Source organism: Burkholderia sp. Ap-955, assembly GCF_011753045.1.
GTDB classification, from domain to species: domain Bacteria; phylum Pseudomonadota; class Gammaproteobacteria; order Burkholderiales; family Burkholderiaceae; genus Burkholderia; species Burkholderia lata_D.
In genome coordinates, this window is sequence record NZ_VWWH01000011.1 from 119,729 (window position 1) to 134,038 (window position 14,310).

General features: G+C 66.8%; 12 protein-coding genes. 10 read left to right on the top strand and 2 right to left on the bottom strand.

The genetic code is table 11. The features are described 5' to 3' along the window. Positions 1-204 precede the first annotated feature (204 nt). Positions 205-2,097, bottom strand: coding sequence for a sugar phosphate isomerase/epimerase and 4-hydroxyphenylpyruvate domain-containing protein (locus tag F3J15_RS09445; RefSeq protein WP_166890096.1), 1,893 nt, complete (start codon positions 2,095-2,097; stop codon positions 205-207). A gap of 257 nt (positions 2,098-2,354) precedes the next feature. On the opposite strand from F3J15_RS09445, the gene aroQ reads away from it, so the two are divergent. Genes aroQ through F3J15_RS09460 form a run of 3 tightly spaced genes read left to right on the top strand, consistent with a single transcriptional unit; the run spans position 2,355 to position 5,042 of the window. Beyond that, positions 2,355-2,810, top strand: a complete 456-nt coding sequence (aroQ, locus tag F3J15_RS09450) for a type II 3-dehydroquinate dehydratase (protein ID WP_166890099.1) — start codon at positions 2,355-2,357, stop codon at positions 2,808-2,810. Beyond that, complete coding sequence (locus F3J15_RS09455; protein ID WP_166890102.1) at positions 2,807-3,661, top strand: shikimate dehydrogenase; 855 nt, start codon at positions 2,807-2,809, stop codon at positions 3,659-3,661. Before aroQ ends, F3J15_RS09455 begins: the two co-directional genes overlap by 4 nt. A gap of 37 nt (positions 3,662-3,698) precedes the next feature. Then, positions 3,699-5,042: an MFS transporter gene (locus F3J15_RS09460; RefSeq protein WP_089484997.1), complete on the top strand. Its 1,344-nt coding sequence runs from the start codon at positions 3,699-3,701 to the stop codon at positions 5,040-5,042. 106 nt (positions 5,043-5,148) lie between these two features. On the opposite strand, the gene F3J15_RS09465 is transcribed toward F3J15_RS09460, so the two are convergent. After that, entirely contained in the window at positions 5,149-6,258 is a 1,110-nt protein-coding gene (locus F3J15_RS09465) for a 2-aminoethylphosphonate--pyruvate transaminase (RefSeq protein WP_166890105.1), read from the bottom strand. A gap of 260 nt (positions 6,259-6,518) precedes the next feature. Here F3J15_RS09465 and phnS point away from each other — a divergent pair, with 260 nt between their 5' ends. From phnS to F3J15_RS09500, 7 genes are read left to right on the top strand one after another with little or no spacing between them, the layout of a single operon-like run. Beyond that, on the top strand, positions 6,519-7,607 hold the full coding sequence (gene phnS / locus F3J15_RS09470; protein ID WP_069252530.1) for a 2-aminoethylphosphonate ABC transporter substrate-binding protein: 1,089 nt from the start codon (positions 6,519-6,521) through the stop codon (positions 7,605-7,607). A gap of 34 nt (positions 7,608-7,641) precedes the next feature. After that, complete coding sequence (gene phnT / locus F3J15_RS09475) at positions 7,642-8,745, top strand: 2-aminoethylphosphonate ABC transport system ATP-binding subunit PhnT (protein ID WP_011353963.1); 1,104 nt, start codon at positions 7,642-7,644, stop codon at positions 8,743-8,745. Then, positions 8,723-9,643, top strand: coding sequence for a 2-aminoethylphosphonate ABC transporter permease subunit (locus tag F3J15_RS09480; protein WP_069252528.1), 921 nt, complete (start codon positions 8,723-8,725; stop codon positions 9,641-9,643). Before phnT ends, F3J15_RS09480 begins: the two co-directional genes overlap by 23 nt. Further along, complete coding sequence (gene phnV, locus F3J15_RS09485; RefSeq protein ID WP_059487360.1) at positions 9,633-10,493, top strand: 2-aminoethylphosphonate ABC transport system, membrane component PhnV; 861 nt, start codon at positions 9,633-9,635, stop codon at positions 10,491-10,493. The genes F3J15_RS09480 and phnV overlap by 11 nt, the downstream gene beginning before the upstream one ends. After that, positions 10,490-11,797 (top strand): phosphonoacetate hydrolase, encoded by a 1,308-nt coding sequence (gene phnA / locus F3J15_RS09490; protein ID WP_166890108.1) that lies wholly within the window; start codon positions 10,490-10,492, stop codon positions 11,795-11,797. The genes phnV and phnA overlap by 4 nt, the downstream gene beginning before the upstream one ends. Then, a complete protein-coding gene (gene phnY / locus F3J15_RS09495) occupies positions 11,794-13,248 on the top strand; it encodes a phosphonoacetaldehyde dehydrogenase (RefSeq protein WP_166890111.1) in 1,455 nt (484 codons plus the stop codon). The genes phnA and phnY overlap by 4 nt, the downstream gene beginning before the upstream one ends. 4 nt (positions 13,249-13,252) lie before the next feature. After that, positions 13,253-13,804, top strand: a complete 552-nt coding sequence (locus tag F3J15_RS09500) for a phosphonate degradation HD-domain oxygenase (protein ID WP_166890113.1) — start codon at positions 13,253-13,255, stop codon at positions 13,802-13,804. The last annotated feature ends 506 nt before the right edge of the window (positions 13,805-14,310 follow it).

Sequence of the window (14,310 nt, forward strand, 5' to 3'; positions counted from 1 at the left end):
CGGGTGACGGGATGCTGCGCTGCGGTACGGGTTACCGGATGTAACGCCATATCGAATGCGGTTTCCCGCCCGATCGCGGCGAGCCGTGCGGGCAGGGGCGCGGCCGGGAGATTCACCACGATGGTGCGCGCGGGTGCGGCCCTTCGAAGTCGCCGCGGGCCGCGAATGTGATGTGCTCCTTGAATCCCTGTCAGCGCCCTGTCGTTATTTCCTGCGCTGCGCCTGTGCGGCGAGCCGCACGGCCGCGTTCGTCGCCCCGTAGCCGTCATATCCGCCGCGCCGCTCGACGATCTCGAGCGAGAAGCGGTTATCGACCAGTTCTGTATACGCATGCAGGAATTCGCCGCCGTGCTCGTCGCGGTCGTACAGCAGGTGATGCGTGCTCAGCGTGTCGATCAGGTCGTCCGGCAGCGCATAGCGTGCGGCGAGATCGTCGTAGTAGTTCGGCGGAATGCGCAGGAACGGAATGCCGTCGGCCGCGAATGCGGCGATCGTCTTCACGATGTCGTCGGTGCGGAACGCGACGTGGTTCAGCCCCGTGCCGTGGTAGCGGTCGAGCGATTCGGCAACCGCCGTGTGCCGGTCGACCGACGCGTTCAGCGCGATCCGCACCGAGCCGTCGGCGCTGCGCACCGCGCGGCTGCGCATCAGCCCGTACGGGTCGGGCACGAGCCAGCTGCGCTCGGCCTCGAAGCCGAATGCCGTCTTGAAGAACAGGATCCACGTATCGAGCGCGTCGGCCGGCAGCGCAAGGCACACGTGGTCGATACCGGTCAGCGGGCCGACTTCGCTCGGGCCGTCGATGTCGGTCAGCACGAAGTCCGATTCGTACAGCGTCGGCGCGTTCGGCGCTTCGTCGACGAAGTATTCGAGGCTGCCGTCCGGCGCCTGCACGCTCGGCAGCACGCGCTCGTTCGGCCCGACGCGGCCGGAGAACGGCGCATAGCCGAAACCTGCCGCGCGTTCGAACGCCACTTTCGCGTCGTCGACGCGGAATGCCGACGCGCACAACGACAGCCCGTGCTGCTGGAAGAACGCATCGGCGAACGAGTCGCGCTCGGCGTTCAGCACGATCGACGCGGCGCCGTGCTGGAACAGCGTCACGTCCTTCGAGCGATGGCGGCCCGCGAGCCGGAAGCGCATCCGGCCGAGCCATTCGCCGACGGTCGCCGCCGCCTGCGCGTCGACCGCGAATTCGATGAACTGGAACCCGACGTGCGCGGGCGGCGCCGGCGGCGCGAACAGCGGCTGGCTGGCGGCCGGCGCGCGGCCGTCCTGCGCGAGCCGTTCGCGCGTCAGTTCTTCCAAATAAAGCAGCGAACGATGGCCGTCGGCAGCCGTGATCGCGGTCGGCGCCGCGCGGAAGCCGTCGTTGAAGATCTCGAGCGACAGCGGCCCCGTGTAGCCCGACTCGATCACGCGCGCGGTGAAGCTTGCGAGATCGAAGTCGCCCTGGCCCGGGAACGAGCGGAAATGGCGGCTCCATTCGAGCACGTCCATCGCGAGCTTCGGCGCATCGGCGATCTGCACGAATGCGATCCGGTCGCCGGGGATGTCGGCGATCGCGTCCGGCGAATCGTCGAGCGACAGTGTATGGAAGCTGTCGAGCGCCAGGCCGAGATGCGGGCTGTTCACGGCATTCACGAGTTTCCACGCATGGCCGTAGCGCTTCACGACGCGGCCCCACGCGAGCGCTTCGTACGCGGCGACCACGCCGGCCTGCCGTGCGGCTTCGGCAAGCGCGCCGAGCTGGTCGACGAGCAGCCCGTCATCCGCGATCGTGTCGGCCGACACGTTGCTGCACACCAGGATGCGGTCGGTGCCGAGCGCATGCATCACGTCGAACTTGCGCTTGATCCGGTCGAGGTTGCGGGCGAGCTGGGCCGCGCTTACCCCCTCGAAGTCGCGAAACGGCTGGAACAGCACGATGTCGAGGCCGAGATCGGCGGCCATGCGCCGGACGTCGGCCGGCGATCCATCGAAGTAGACGAGGTCGTTTTCGAAGATTTCGACGCCGTCGAAGCCTGCGGCCTGGACGGCGGCGAGTTTCTCGGCGAGCGTGCCGGACAGTGACACGGTGGCGATCGAGCGCTGCATGGGCGGTTCCTGCGGATGAGCGGGGCATGGCGTCGGTTGAATCGACCCTGAATGAACCAGTCGTTGAACTTCCGCTGAACGCCATATCCCGAATTTACTGGGCTAGTGATACGTATTGTACAAACTAACTAGGTGGTACAAATTAGCGAAAACCCGAAAAGACAGCCCGCGTTCCCGGGCGCACACTAGCGCCAAATCCCGATGTTTTCGGGGCGACGCCGGTCACGGTCCGCCCCTGTTTTAGGAGCAGAATCACCATGAGCAAGCACAAGGTGCTGGTACTGAACGGCCCGAACCTGAATCTGCTGGGGACGCGCGAGCCCCATATCTACGGCGCGGAAACGCTCGCCGATGTCGAGCAGCGCTGCCGTACGGCGGGCGAGGCGCTCGGGCTGGAAATCGACTTCCGCCAGTCGAACGCCGAGCACCAGCTGATCGACTGGCTGCACGCCGCGCGTCACGACACGCACGGCATCGTGATCAACCCGGCCGCCTATACGCATACGTCGGTGGCGCTGGCCGACGCGCTTTCCGCGATCGCGAAACCGGTGATCGAAGTGCATATCTCGAACGTGCATCGCCGCGAGGCGTTCCGTCACCATTCCTACGTGTCGGCGCTCGCCGAAGCCGTGATCTGCGGCTGCGGCACGGAAGGCTACATATTCGCGCTGCAGCGTCTGGCGACGCTGTTCGCGCAGGGGGCCGCACGATGAGCCGCCCGTCGTTTCTGATCGGCCTGATCGGCCAGGGCATCGGCGGCTCGCTGTCGCCCGCGATGCACGAGGAAGAAGGGTTCCGCCAGGGGTTCGGCTATGTCTACCGGCGCATCGATCTCGACGTGCTCGGCGTGACTGTCGACGCACTGCCGCAACTGCTCGATGCCGCGCAGCGGATGGGCTACAACGGCCTGAACATCACGCATCCGTGCAAGCAGCGCGTGATCGAGCACCTCGATGAACTGTCGGACGATGCGCGCGCGCTCGGCGCGGTGAACACCGTGCTGTTCAAGGACGGCAAGCGGATCGGCCACAACACCGACTGGTCGGGTTTCGCGAAATCGTTCCGCCGTGGGTTGCCCGATGCGTCGCTCGAACGCGTCGTCCAGCTCGGTGCGGGCGGTGCGGGCGCGGCCGTGGCGCATGCGGCGCTGCAGATGGGCGCGGCCGAACTGACGATTTTCGATGTCGACGGCACGCGCGCCACCGCCCTCGCGGCCGAACTGCAGGAGCGCTTTCCCGCGGCCCGGGTCGCGCCCGGCGGCGATCTCGCGAGCGCGATGCGCGCCGCGACAGGTCTGATCCACTGCACGCCCACCGGCATGGCCAAGCATCCGGGCCTGCCGCTGCCGGCCGAGCTGCTCCACGCGGGCATGTGGGTGGCCGACATCGTGTACTTCCCGCTCGAGACCGAACTGATCCACGCGGCGCGCGCGGCCGGTTGCGCCACGCTGCCGGGCGGCGGGATGGCCGTCTACCAGGCGGTCGACGCGTTCGAGATCTTCACCGGACGCACGCCCGACGCCGAGCGGATGTTCGATCACTTTCAGTCGCTCGTCGCGCGCTGACCCCCTTACAGACACAGAAAGAGACCAGGAGACGACCATGCAGCACACCACCCACACGAGCGCCGCGCCGGCGCAGGCGTCCGGCACCGTCCGGCGCACTTCGGCGCGCTACAAGATTCTCGCGCTGCTCGCGATCGGCACGATGATCAACTATCTCGACCGCACCGTGCTGGGGGTGGCTGCGCCGCAGCTCACCAAGGAGCTCGGCATCAACGCGGCGGTGATGGGCATCATGTTTTCCGCGTTTTCGTGGACGTATGTCGCGATGCAGGTTCCCGGCGGCCTGTTCCTCGACCGCTTCGGCAGCAAGATCACCTATTACTGGTCGATGACGCTGTGGTCGCTGTGCACGTTCCTGCAAGGCTTCGTGCCGGGCGTCGCGACGCTGCTCGCTTGCCGGCTCGGCCTCGGCGTGACGGAAGCACCATGCTTCCCGACCAACAGCCGTGTCGTCGCGACGTGGTTCCCGCAGAACGAGCGTGCGATGGCGACGGGTACCTACACCGTCGGCGAGTACATCGGCCTCGCGTTCTTCAGCCCGGTGCTGTTCGCGCTGATGGGGGCGTTCGGCTGGCGCTCGCTGTTCTGGGTCGTCGGCGCGGTTGGTATCGTGTTCGGCCTGGTCTGGTGGAAGTTCTATCACGAGCCGCGCAACCATCCGGGTGCGAATTCGGAGGAGCTGGCCTATATCGAGGCGGGCGGCGGTCTCGTGCATGGTGCGCGCAAGAGCGGCGACAAGGGCGACAAGCCTGCGCAGGCCAAGTTCAGCTGGTCGATGGTCGGCCAACTGGTGAAGAAGCGCCAGCTCGCGGGCATCTGCCTCGGCCAGTTCGCCGGCAACTCGACGCTCGTGTTCTTCCTGACCTGGTTCCCGACCTACCTCGCCACCGAACGCCACATGGGCTGGCTGAAGATCGGCTTCTTCGCGGTGATGCCGTTCATCGCCGCGTCGGTCGGCGTGATGTTCGGCGGAATCTTCTCCGACTGGCTGCTGCGTCGCGGCAAGTCCGCGAACCTCGCGCGCAAGCTGCCGATCATCGCCGGCCTGCTGCTCGCGTCGACGATCATTCTCGCGAACTACGTACAGAGCAACGAGGCCGTGATCGCGATCATGTCGGTCGCATTCTTCGCGCAGGGGATGGCCGCACTCGGCTGGACGCTCGTGTCGGACATCGCGCCGGACGGCCTGCTCGGCGTCACGGGCGGCATCTTCAACTTCGCGGCGAACCTGGCGGGCATCGTCACGCCGCTCGTGGTCGGCTTCATCGTCGCGTCGACCGGGTCGTTCGTCGGCGCGCTCGTGTTCATCGGCGTGATCGCGCTGATCGGTGCGGCGTCGTATATCTTCGTGGTCGGTGACATCAAGCGGATCGAGCTGTAAGCACCGGCTCCACGCAGATCCTGTGCGTTAGCCCGGCAGCCGCAAGGCCGCCGGGCTTTTTTGCGTGCGCGCGCCGGCGGGTGAGCCGGCTGGCGTGGTACGGCGCTTACGCGCGCTGCACCGCGATGCCGAGCGATTCGACCGCCCGCGCGATCGCGGCGACCGCGCGACGGATATCGTCCGAGTCGATCGCGCCGATGCAGCCGACACGGAACGTCTCGAGCTGCGTGAGCTTGCCCGGATACAGGATGAAGCCCGCGTCGCGCACCGCGTCGTAGAAGCGGCGGAAATCGTAGGCCGGGTGGTCGGGCGCGTGGAACGTGACGATCACCGGTGCCTGCACGCTCGGATCGAGGAACGGCGTGAAGCCGAGCGCGTGCATCGATTCGACCAGCGTGCGGCAGTTGTCCGCATAGCGCGCCCCACGCGCCGGCTGGCCGCCTTCGGCGAGATACTGGTCGAGCGCGGCGCGCAGCGCGGCGATCACGTGCGTCGGCGGCGTGAAGCGCCACTGGCCCGTCTTGCGCAGGTATGCGTACTGATCGTGGAGATCGAGCGCGAGCGACGGCGAGTTGCCTTCGCTCGCGTCGAGCGCGTCGCGCCGCACGATCGCGAATCCCATCCCCGGCACGCCTTCCAGGCATTTGCCGCTCGCCGAGATCAGCGCATCGATGCCGCTGCCCGCCAGCTTGATTGGCAGCGCGCCGAACGAGCTCATCGCATCGACGATCAACCGCTTGCCGTGGCGCCGGCACACGGCGGCGATGTCGTCGAGCGGGTTCAGGATGCCGGCGCTCGTCTCCAGATGCACCTGCGCGACGTGCGTGATGCGCGGCTCGCGCACGAACGCGGCTTCGAGCGCGGCCGGATCGACGGCCGCGTCCTCGCCGAACGGCAACGCGATCGTTTCGATACCGAGCCGGCCGAGGATCTTCAGGATGCGTGCGCAGTACGCGCCGTTGTCGGGCACCAGCACGACGCCGTCACGCGGCACCAGCGTGCCGAGCGCGGCTTCGACCGAGAACGTGCCGCTGCCCTGCATCGGCACGCACACGTACTCGTCGCCGCCGTGCGCGATCGCGACGAGATCTGCGCAGACGCTGGCCGTCAGTTGATTGAAGGCGGCGTCCCACGAGCCCCAGTCATGTTGCATTGCGTGGCGCGTTGTGGCGGACGTGGTAAGCGGGCCAGGCGTAAGAAGAATCGGATCGGACATGGCTTTTCCCTTGCAAAGATCGGAAGAAACGCCGGGCGGCATTTCTGAATGACTTGCATGATATTGGCAAAATGTGTCATTTTTTGGAAATTGCCGCATTCGTCACGGGTTTGTCATCGAACGCTGTGATCCTTCGCTTGCCGCGCGAAACCTCACCTCGGCGCGGCAGCGAGGCGGGCCGTCGAGCGGCCCCGCCCAGAGATAACAGGAGAGCCGGATCGTGCCCCGGCCATTTGGTGTTCCGCCTACGGAGAAGTCAGATGACACTGCAGAAACCCTCGCGCGCCGCTGCCGGCGCGTTCCGCAAGCTTGCGCTGGCCGCCAGCGTCGCCGGTCTGATGGGCGCCGCGCTGCCCGCCCATGCGGCGAGCGCGGTCGTGCTGTATACGGCAGACGGTCTCGAGAACCTCTATCGCGATGTGCTGCCGGCTTTCGAGAAGAAGGAAGGCGTCAAGGTCAACATCGTGACGGCGGGCAGCGGTGAAGTCGTCAACCGCGCGAACATCGAGAAGAACTCCCCGAAGGCCGACGTGATCGTCACGCTGCCGCCGTTCATTCAGCAAGCTGGCCAGATGGGCCTGCTGCAGCCGTACCAGAGCGTGAACTACAAGAACGTGCCGGCCATCGCGAAGGCTGAAGACGGCACGTGGGCGACGTTCGTGAACAACTACTTCTCGTTCGCGATCAACCCGGACGTCGTGAAGAGCCAGCCGAAGACGTTCGCGGATCTGCTTGCGCCGACCTACGCCGGCAAGGTCGCGTACTCGAACCCGGCCACCGCCGGCGACGGGATGGCCGTGCTGATCCTGACGACGTCGCTGATGGGCGAGGACAAGGCGTTCGACTACCTCGCGAAGCTGTCGCAGAGCGTGAAATTCCACACGAAGGGCACGGGCTACCTGAACGTGCTGCTGTCGCGTAACGAAATCAGCGTCGCGAACGGCGACCTGCAGATGGACCTCGACGATGCCGAACACGGCGCGCTGTCCGTCAAGCCGATCTTCCTTGCTGCGAAGGATGGCGACCAGCCGACCACGTTCCAGCTCCCGTACGGCATCGGCCTGATCAAGAGCGGCCCGAACCAGGATGCCGGCAAGAAGCTGATCGACTACCTGATGTCGACGGACGTGCAGTCGAAGGTGCCGGACATGTACGGCATCCCGGGCCGCACGGACGTGCCGCTGGCCGGCAAGAACGGCGAAGCGGTCAAGAAGGCGATCGCGGGCGTGAAGCTGATCCCGGTCGACTGGACCCAGGTGATGGCGAAGAAGCCGGTGTGGATTGAGCGCTGGAAGAAGGACGTGATCGGCAGCTCGGGCAAGCAGCTCGACGTCGTCAAGCCGAAGTGATCGGCGCACGCCGCCTGTATTTGTGAGCAAGAGGATGAACCCGGTGGAAACCACCCTGACCCATCCCGGCGCATTCGGCGCCGCCGAACCGCAGGCAACGCTGCGGTCCGGCGCGCCGGGCGGCGTGCAGATCGAACACCTGAGCGTGCGCTACGGCGCACGCACGGTGCTGGAAGATCTGTCGCTGTCGATCGGTGCCGGTGAATTTCTGACCGTGCTCGGCAAGAGCGGCTGCGGCAAGACCACGCTGCTGCGCTTCATCGCCGGGTTCGTGAAGGCCGACGGCCTGACCGGCACGCTGACCGTGGCCGGACGCGACCTGACCTATGCGCCGCCGCACAAGCGCAACCTCGGTCTGCTGTTCCAGAATTACGCGCTGTTCCCGCACCTGACGGTGTTCGAGAACGTCGCATTCGGGCTGCGCGCACGCGGCATGGCGTCGTCGGAAGTGACGCGCCGCGTCGCCGATGCGCTGAAGCTCGTGCAGCTCGGCGATGCGGGCCATCACCTGCCCGCGCAACTGTCGGGCGGGATGCAGCAGCGCGTCGCGCTGGCGCGCGCGCTCGTGATCGAGCCGGACGTGCTGCTGCTCGACGAGCCGCTGTCGGCGCTCGACGCCAACCTGCGCGCATCGGTGCGCAGCGAACTGAAGGCGCTGCACGAGCGCCTGCCGAACCTGACCGTCGTCTGCGTGACGCACGACCGTGACGACGCACTCGTGCTGTCCGATCGCGCGCTGCTGATGCGCGACGGCCACATTGCTCAGCTCGGTACGCCGCAGCAGTTGTACGACGCACCGCAGGACGGCTACGTCGCACGCTATCTCGGTCCGGCGAACCTGCTGCCGCCGCACGTGATCTTCCCGCTCGGCGATCCGCGCCACGAAGTGCGCGGCAAGGTGGCCTGCGTGCGCCCCGAGCGCCTGACCCTGATGCCGCCGGCCGCGGGCGGGCTACACGGCACGGTGTCGTCCGTCGAATGGCAGGGCGCGGACCTGTCGATCGCGGTCACGATCGATGCGGCCCCCGACGAGCCCGTGCGTGTCACGATGCAACGCGGCCGCGGTGCGGCTCCCGAGCGCGGTGCGCGCGTTTCCCTGCATTGCGAGGCAGACGATGTCGTCCTTATCGAGCCCTGAAGCCGGCCTGCCGCCGCACGTGCTCGCGTCGGCCGCCGCGCACGCCGCCGCCGCGCGGCGCCGCAAGCGCATGGGCGACCTGCACCTGGCCGCGCTCGCGATCGTCCTGCTGGGCCCGCTCGTCGTCTATCCGCTGGTGCGGCTCGTGCTGCTGAGCGTGTCGGGCGACCACGGGCTGAGTTTCGCCGCGTACCGCACGTTCTTCGGCAACCCGGATACGCGCAGCGTGCTGCTGACCACACTTGGCGTGCTGTTCGCGAGCGCCGGCACCGCGTCGGTGCTCGGCGTACTGCTGGCCGCGCTGCTGTTCTTCAAGCCGTTTCCGGGCGCATCGCTCGTCACGCGTTTCCTGGAACTGTACGTCGCGTTCCCGTCGTTCCTCGTCGCGTTCACGCTGATCTTCCTGTACGGCTCGCAAGGCTCGATCAGCATCGCGCTGCAGCACCTGTTCCATCTCGAGAATCCGCCGCTCGATTTCCTGTTCGGCATCGGCGGCGTGATCCTCGCGCAGACCGTGTTCTATACGCCGTTCGTCGTGCGGCCGACGCTCGCGTCGTTCGCGACGCTCGACCTGCGGCTGATCGAGGCCGCGCGCAGCCTGGGCGCGTCCGGCTGGATGCTGGCGCGCCGCGTCGTGCTGCCGATCGCGTGGCCGGGCATCGCCGCCGGTACCGTGCTGTGTTTCCTGCTGACGCTGAACGAATTCGGGATTCTGCTCGTGCTCGGCAGCGCGCGGCTCGTGACGCTGCCGGTTGCGATCTACAGCAGCGCGACCGTCGACCTCGACCTGCCGACCGCGTCGGCCGGAGCGGTCGTGATGCTCGCGCTGTCGCTGGCGCTGTATGCGGTTTATCGCCGGGTGAACCGGCGTGCGACGGGAGGAAACGATGTCCGCTGAATTTCGTATCGGGCAAGCCGTGCCGCGCCACCAGATCGGCTGGGGCGACACGGTGCTCAAGCATGCGTCGCGCGTGGCGCTCGCGCTGGCCGCGTTCGCGTGCTTCTGGCTGTTCGTGTTGCCCGTCATCGTCGTCGCGCTGTCGAGCGTGTCGACGCAGTGGTCGGGCACGATCCTGCCGGCCGGCTACAGCCTGCGCTGGTTCGAGCGTCTCGGGTCGCCGGAATACGACGCGCTGCTGACGAGCCTGGAAATCGGCTTCGGCGTGTCGGCAGTCGGCACGATCCTCGGGCTGTGGCTTGCGCTGGCGCTCGAAGGGCGCGACCGGCGCGGCCTCGGCGCGGTGGTCGATGCGCTCGTGATGGTGCCGAACGGTGTGCCGAGTGTCGTGCTCGGGCTCGCGGTGCTGATCGCGTATCACCAGAAGCCGGTCGACCTGTCGAGCTCAGCGGCAATCGTCGTGCTCGTGCAGCTCGCGCTGATTTTGCCGTTCTGCTATCGCTGCGCGGCCGCTGCGCTGCGTCCGGAACTGACCGTGCTGCGCGAAGCGGCGGCGAGCCTCGGTGCGCCGCCCGCGATGGTGCTGCGTCGCGTGCTGCTGCCGCAGCTCGTGCCGGCGCTGCGCGCGAGCCTCGCGCTCGGTTTTGCGCTGTCGCTCGGCGAGCTCGGCGCGACGCTGACGGTTTATCCGCCCGGCTTCGCCACCGTGCCGATTGTCGTGATCGGCCAGGTGGAGCGCGGGTATTACCTTCCGGCATCGGCACTGTCACTGCTGATGCTCGGCGCGTCGCTCGCGGCGCTGCTGCTGATCGCTGCGCGCGTGCCGCGCGGCAAGCGGGTGGCATCATGAACGCCGCGTTCGCATTGCGCCAGCCTGGCGAAGCGTCGGCAGCCGGCGCATCGACGGGGCTTGCGGGGCGTTCCGTCGACGTCAACGGCCGGCACTACCGGCTGCCGGTCGAGCCGACCGTGGTCGTCTGCGTCGACGGCTGCGAGTACGACTATCTCGAACGGGCGGTGGCAGCGGGCGTCGCGCCGTTCATTGGCCGGATGATCGCGGAAGGCACGGCCTGGCGCGCCGATTGTGTCGTGCCGACCTTCACCAACCCGAACAACCTGTCGATCGTCTGCGGCGTGCCGCCGTCGGTCCACGGCATCTGCGGCAACTACTTCTGGGATCCGGCCGCCGACGGCGGGCGCGGCGCCGAAGTCATGATGAACGACCCGGCCTACCTGCGGGCCGGCACGCTGCTCGCGGCGGCGGCCGACGCCGGTGCGCGGGTTGCCGTCGTGACGGCGAAGGACAAGCTGCGCCGGCTGCTCGGCTGGCAGCTGAACGGCATCTGCTTTTCGGCCGAGAAGGCCGCGCAAGCGAATCTCGCGGAAAACGGGATCGTCGACGTGCTCGACTGGGTGGGCCTGCCGTCGCCGGACGTCTACAGCGCGGCGTTGTCCGAATTCGTGTTCGCGGCCGGCGTGCGGCTTGCGCAGACGCGTCAGGTCGACCTGATGTACCTGTCGACCACCGATTACGTGCAGCACAAGTGCGAGCCGGGCAGTGCCGGCGCGAACGCGTTCTACGCGATGATGGACGGCTACCTCGCGCAGCTCGACGCGCTCGGCTGGGCGATCGGGCTGACGGCCGACCACGGGATGAACGCGAAGCACGATCCCGCGACGGGCCGGCCGAACGTCATCTATCTACAGGACGCATTCGACGGCTGGTACGGCGCGCAGGCTGCGCGCGTGATCCTGCCGATCACGGATCCGTACGTCGTGCACCATGGCGCGCTCGGCTCGTTTGCGACCATCTATCTGGCGCCGGGCGTCGACCGGGCCGAGGCGATGTGGCGTGTCGGCGACCTCGACGGCGTCGAACTCGTGCTCGACAACGCGGAAGCCGCCGCCCGTTTCGAGCTGCCGGCCGACCGGATCGGCGATCTCGTCGTGATCGGCCGCCGCGACATGACGCTCGGCACGCGCGAGCGCGAACACGATCTGTCGGGCCTCACGGTGCCGCTGCGTTCGCATGGCGGCGTGTCAGAGCAGGAAGTACCGCTGCTGTTCAATCGCCGTATCGAGCCGGCCGATTCTGCGCGTCGGCCGCGCAACTTCGACGTGTTCGATTTCGTGCTGAACCGGGTCGCGACATGATGGCTCATCCCCGACTCGATCACCCGGCGTTTCGCGCGGAGGCGCTGCGCTGGTGCGGCACGCGCGCGACGCGGGAACGCACGCTCGACGTCATGGACCCTTACACGGGTACACGCGTCGGGACGGCGCCGCTGGCGAGCGTCGACGATGTGCGCGCGGCATTCGACTACGCGATGGCGTATCGGCCGAAGCTCACGCGGTACGAGCGTTCGCAGATCCTCGAGCGTGCGGCCGCACTGTTGCGCGAGCGCACCGAGGAAGCGTCCGACCTGATCACGCTCGAATCGGGGCTGTCGAAACAGGACTCCCGCTACGAGATCGGCCGCGTGGCCGACGTGTTGAAGTTTGCGGCGGTCGAGGCGCTGCGCGACGACGCGCAGAGTTTCTCGTGCGACCTGACGCCCCACGGCAAGGCGCGCCGCGTGTTCTCGCAGCGGCAGCCGCTCGACGGTGTGATCGTCGCGATCACACCGTTCAATCATCCGATGAACCAGGTGGCGCACAAGATCGCGCCGGCGATCGCGACCAACAACCGCGTGATCGTGAAGCCGTCGGAGAAGGTGCCGCTGTCGGCGTTCTACCTGGCCGATCTGCTGTATGAAGCCGGGCTGCCGGAGCCGATGCTGCAGGTGCTGACCGGCGAGCCGCGCGAGATCGCGGACGAACTCGTCACGCACCCGCATGCGTCGCTGATTACCTTTACGGGCGGCGTGGCGATCGGCAAGGCGATTGCCGCGCGGGCCGGCTACCGCCGCATCGTGCTGGAACTGGGTGGCAACGATCCGCTGATCGTCCTCGACGATGCGGATCTCGAACGCGCGGCGTCGCTGGCCGTGCTCGGCTCGTATCGGAATTCGGGCCAGCGCTGCACGGCGGTCAAGCGGATGCTGGTACAGCGTTCGATCGCGCCGGCGTTCACCGAATTGCTCGTCGAGAAGACGCGCGCATGGAAATACGGCGATCCGTTCGATCCCGCCAACGAAATGGGCACGGTGATCGACGAGGAAGCGGCGCGGTTGTTCGAGGCGCGCGTGGAAGCGGCGGTGGCGCAGGGCGCGCGCCTGCTGACCGGCAACGTGCGGCGCGGCGCGCTGTATGCGCCGACGGTGCTCGACAACGTCGATCCATCGATGACGATCGTGCGCGAGGAGACCTTCGGGCCGGTATCGCCGGTGATCACGTTCGATACGATCGACGACGCGATCCGGATCAGCAACGGGACGGCGTTCGGACTGTCGTCGGGCGTCTGTACCGACAGCACGGCGGCGGTCGTGCGGTTCGTGAACGAGCTGAACGTCGGCACGGTGAATGTCTGGGAAGTGCCCGGATACCGGATCGAGCTGTCGCCGTTCGGCGGGATCAAGGATTCGGGGCTCGGTTACAAGGAAGGCGTTCAGGAGGCGATGAAGAGCTTCACGAACCTGAAGACGTTTTCGCTGCCTTGGGAGTGAACGAATGGCATTGACGATGGAAGAGATCCACGGGCTGTATCGCGAGCATGGCCATGTGGCCTATAGCGGTGAGCCGGTCACGCAGCTCGAGCATGCATTGCAGAGCGGATTGCTGGCGGAAGAGGCGGGGGCTGACGAAGCGCTGGTCGCGGCGGCATTCCTGCATGACCTCGGGCATCTGCTGAATCGCCAGGGCGAGACGCCGAGCGCGCGCGGGATCGACGATCTGCATCAGTATTACGTGCTGCCGTTCCTGCGGCCGCTGTTTTCCGACGCGGTGCTGGAGCCGATCCGGCTGCACGTCGACGCGAAGCGCTGCCTGTGCCGCACCGACGCCGGCTACTTCGAGAGCCTGTCGCCGGACTCGGTGCGCAGCCTCGCGCTGCAGGGCGGCATCTTCAGTGCAGAGGAGACGGCGGCGTTCCTGCAGCGCCCGTTCGCGGAGGACGCGCTGCGTCTGCGCCGCTGGGACGATACGGCGAAGGAAGAAGGCAAGGCGACGCCGGATCTCGATCACTATATGGAGATCGTCGCGCGCCAGGTGCGCGCGGCCTGACGGTTCGGCTGCTTCTATATAAGGCCCCGCACGCGGCAGCGTGCGGGGCCTTATATTTTTTGAGAAACCCCTTGCGCAGATCGAAGAGGCTGCCTACAATCACGCCTCTTTCGCGCTAACGGAAACACGGCGCGGGAGAAGGGAAGCAGGGCGGGTGGTGCGCTGGAGTCTGGAGCGCGCAGCTGGCCTGGAAGTTGAGCCCCGCAGTCGCAACGATGCAGTAAAAAAGTTGTTGACGAACTGCGAAACACGGTTCATAATCTCGCTTCTCTGCTGCTGAAAACGCAGCGCTGCTGAGAAACACGAAGTTCCTCGCAGAAACGCTCTTTAAAAATTAACAGCCGATAAGTGTGGGCGCTTGATGGAAGCGAGCTGATCCTCGGATCAGATAGCGAAAGTATCAAGAGTCTCACACTAAAGTAAGTCAGGTTTATGAAGTGATTCATATTCCTGTCAGCTTTGAGTGAGCGACCGGTTCTTAACTGAACCGAAAACAGTAACAGGTT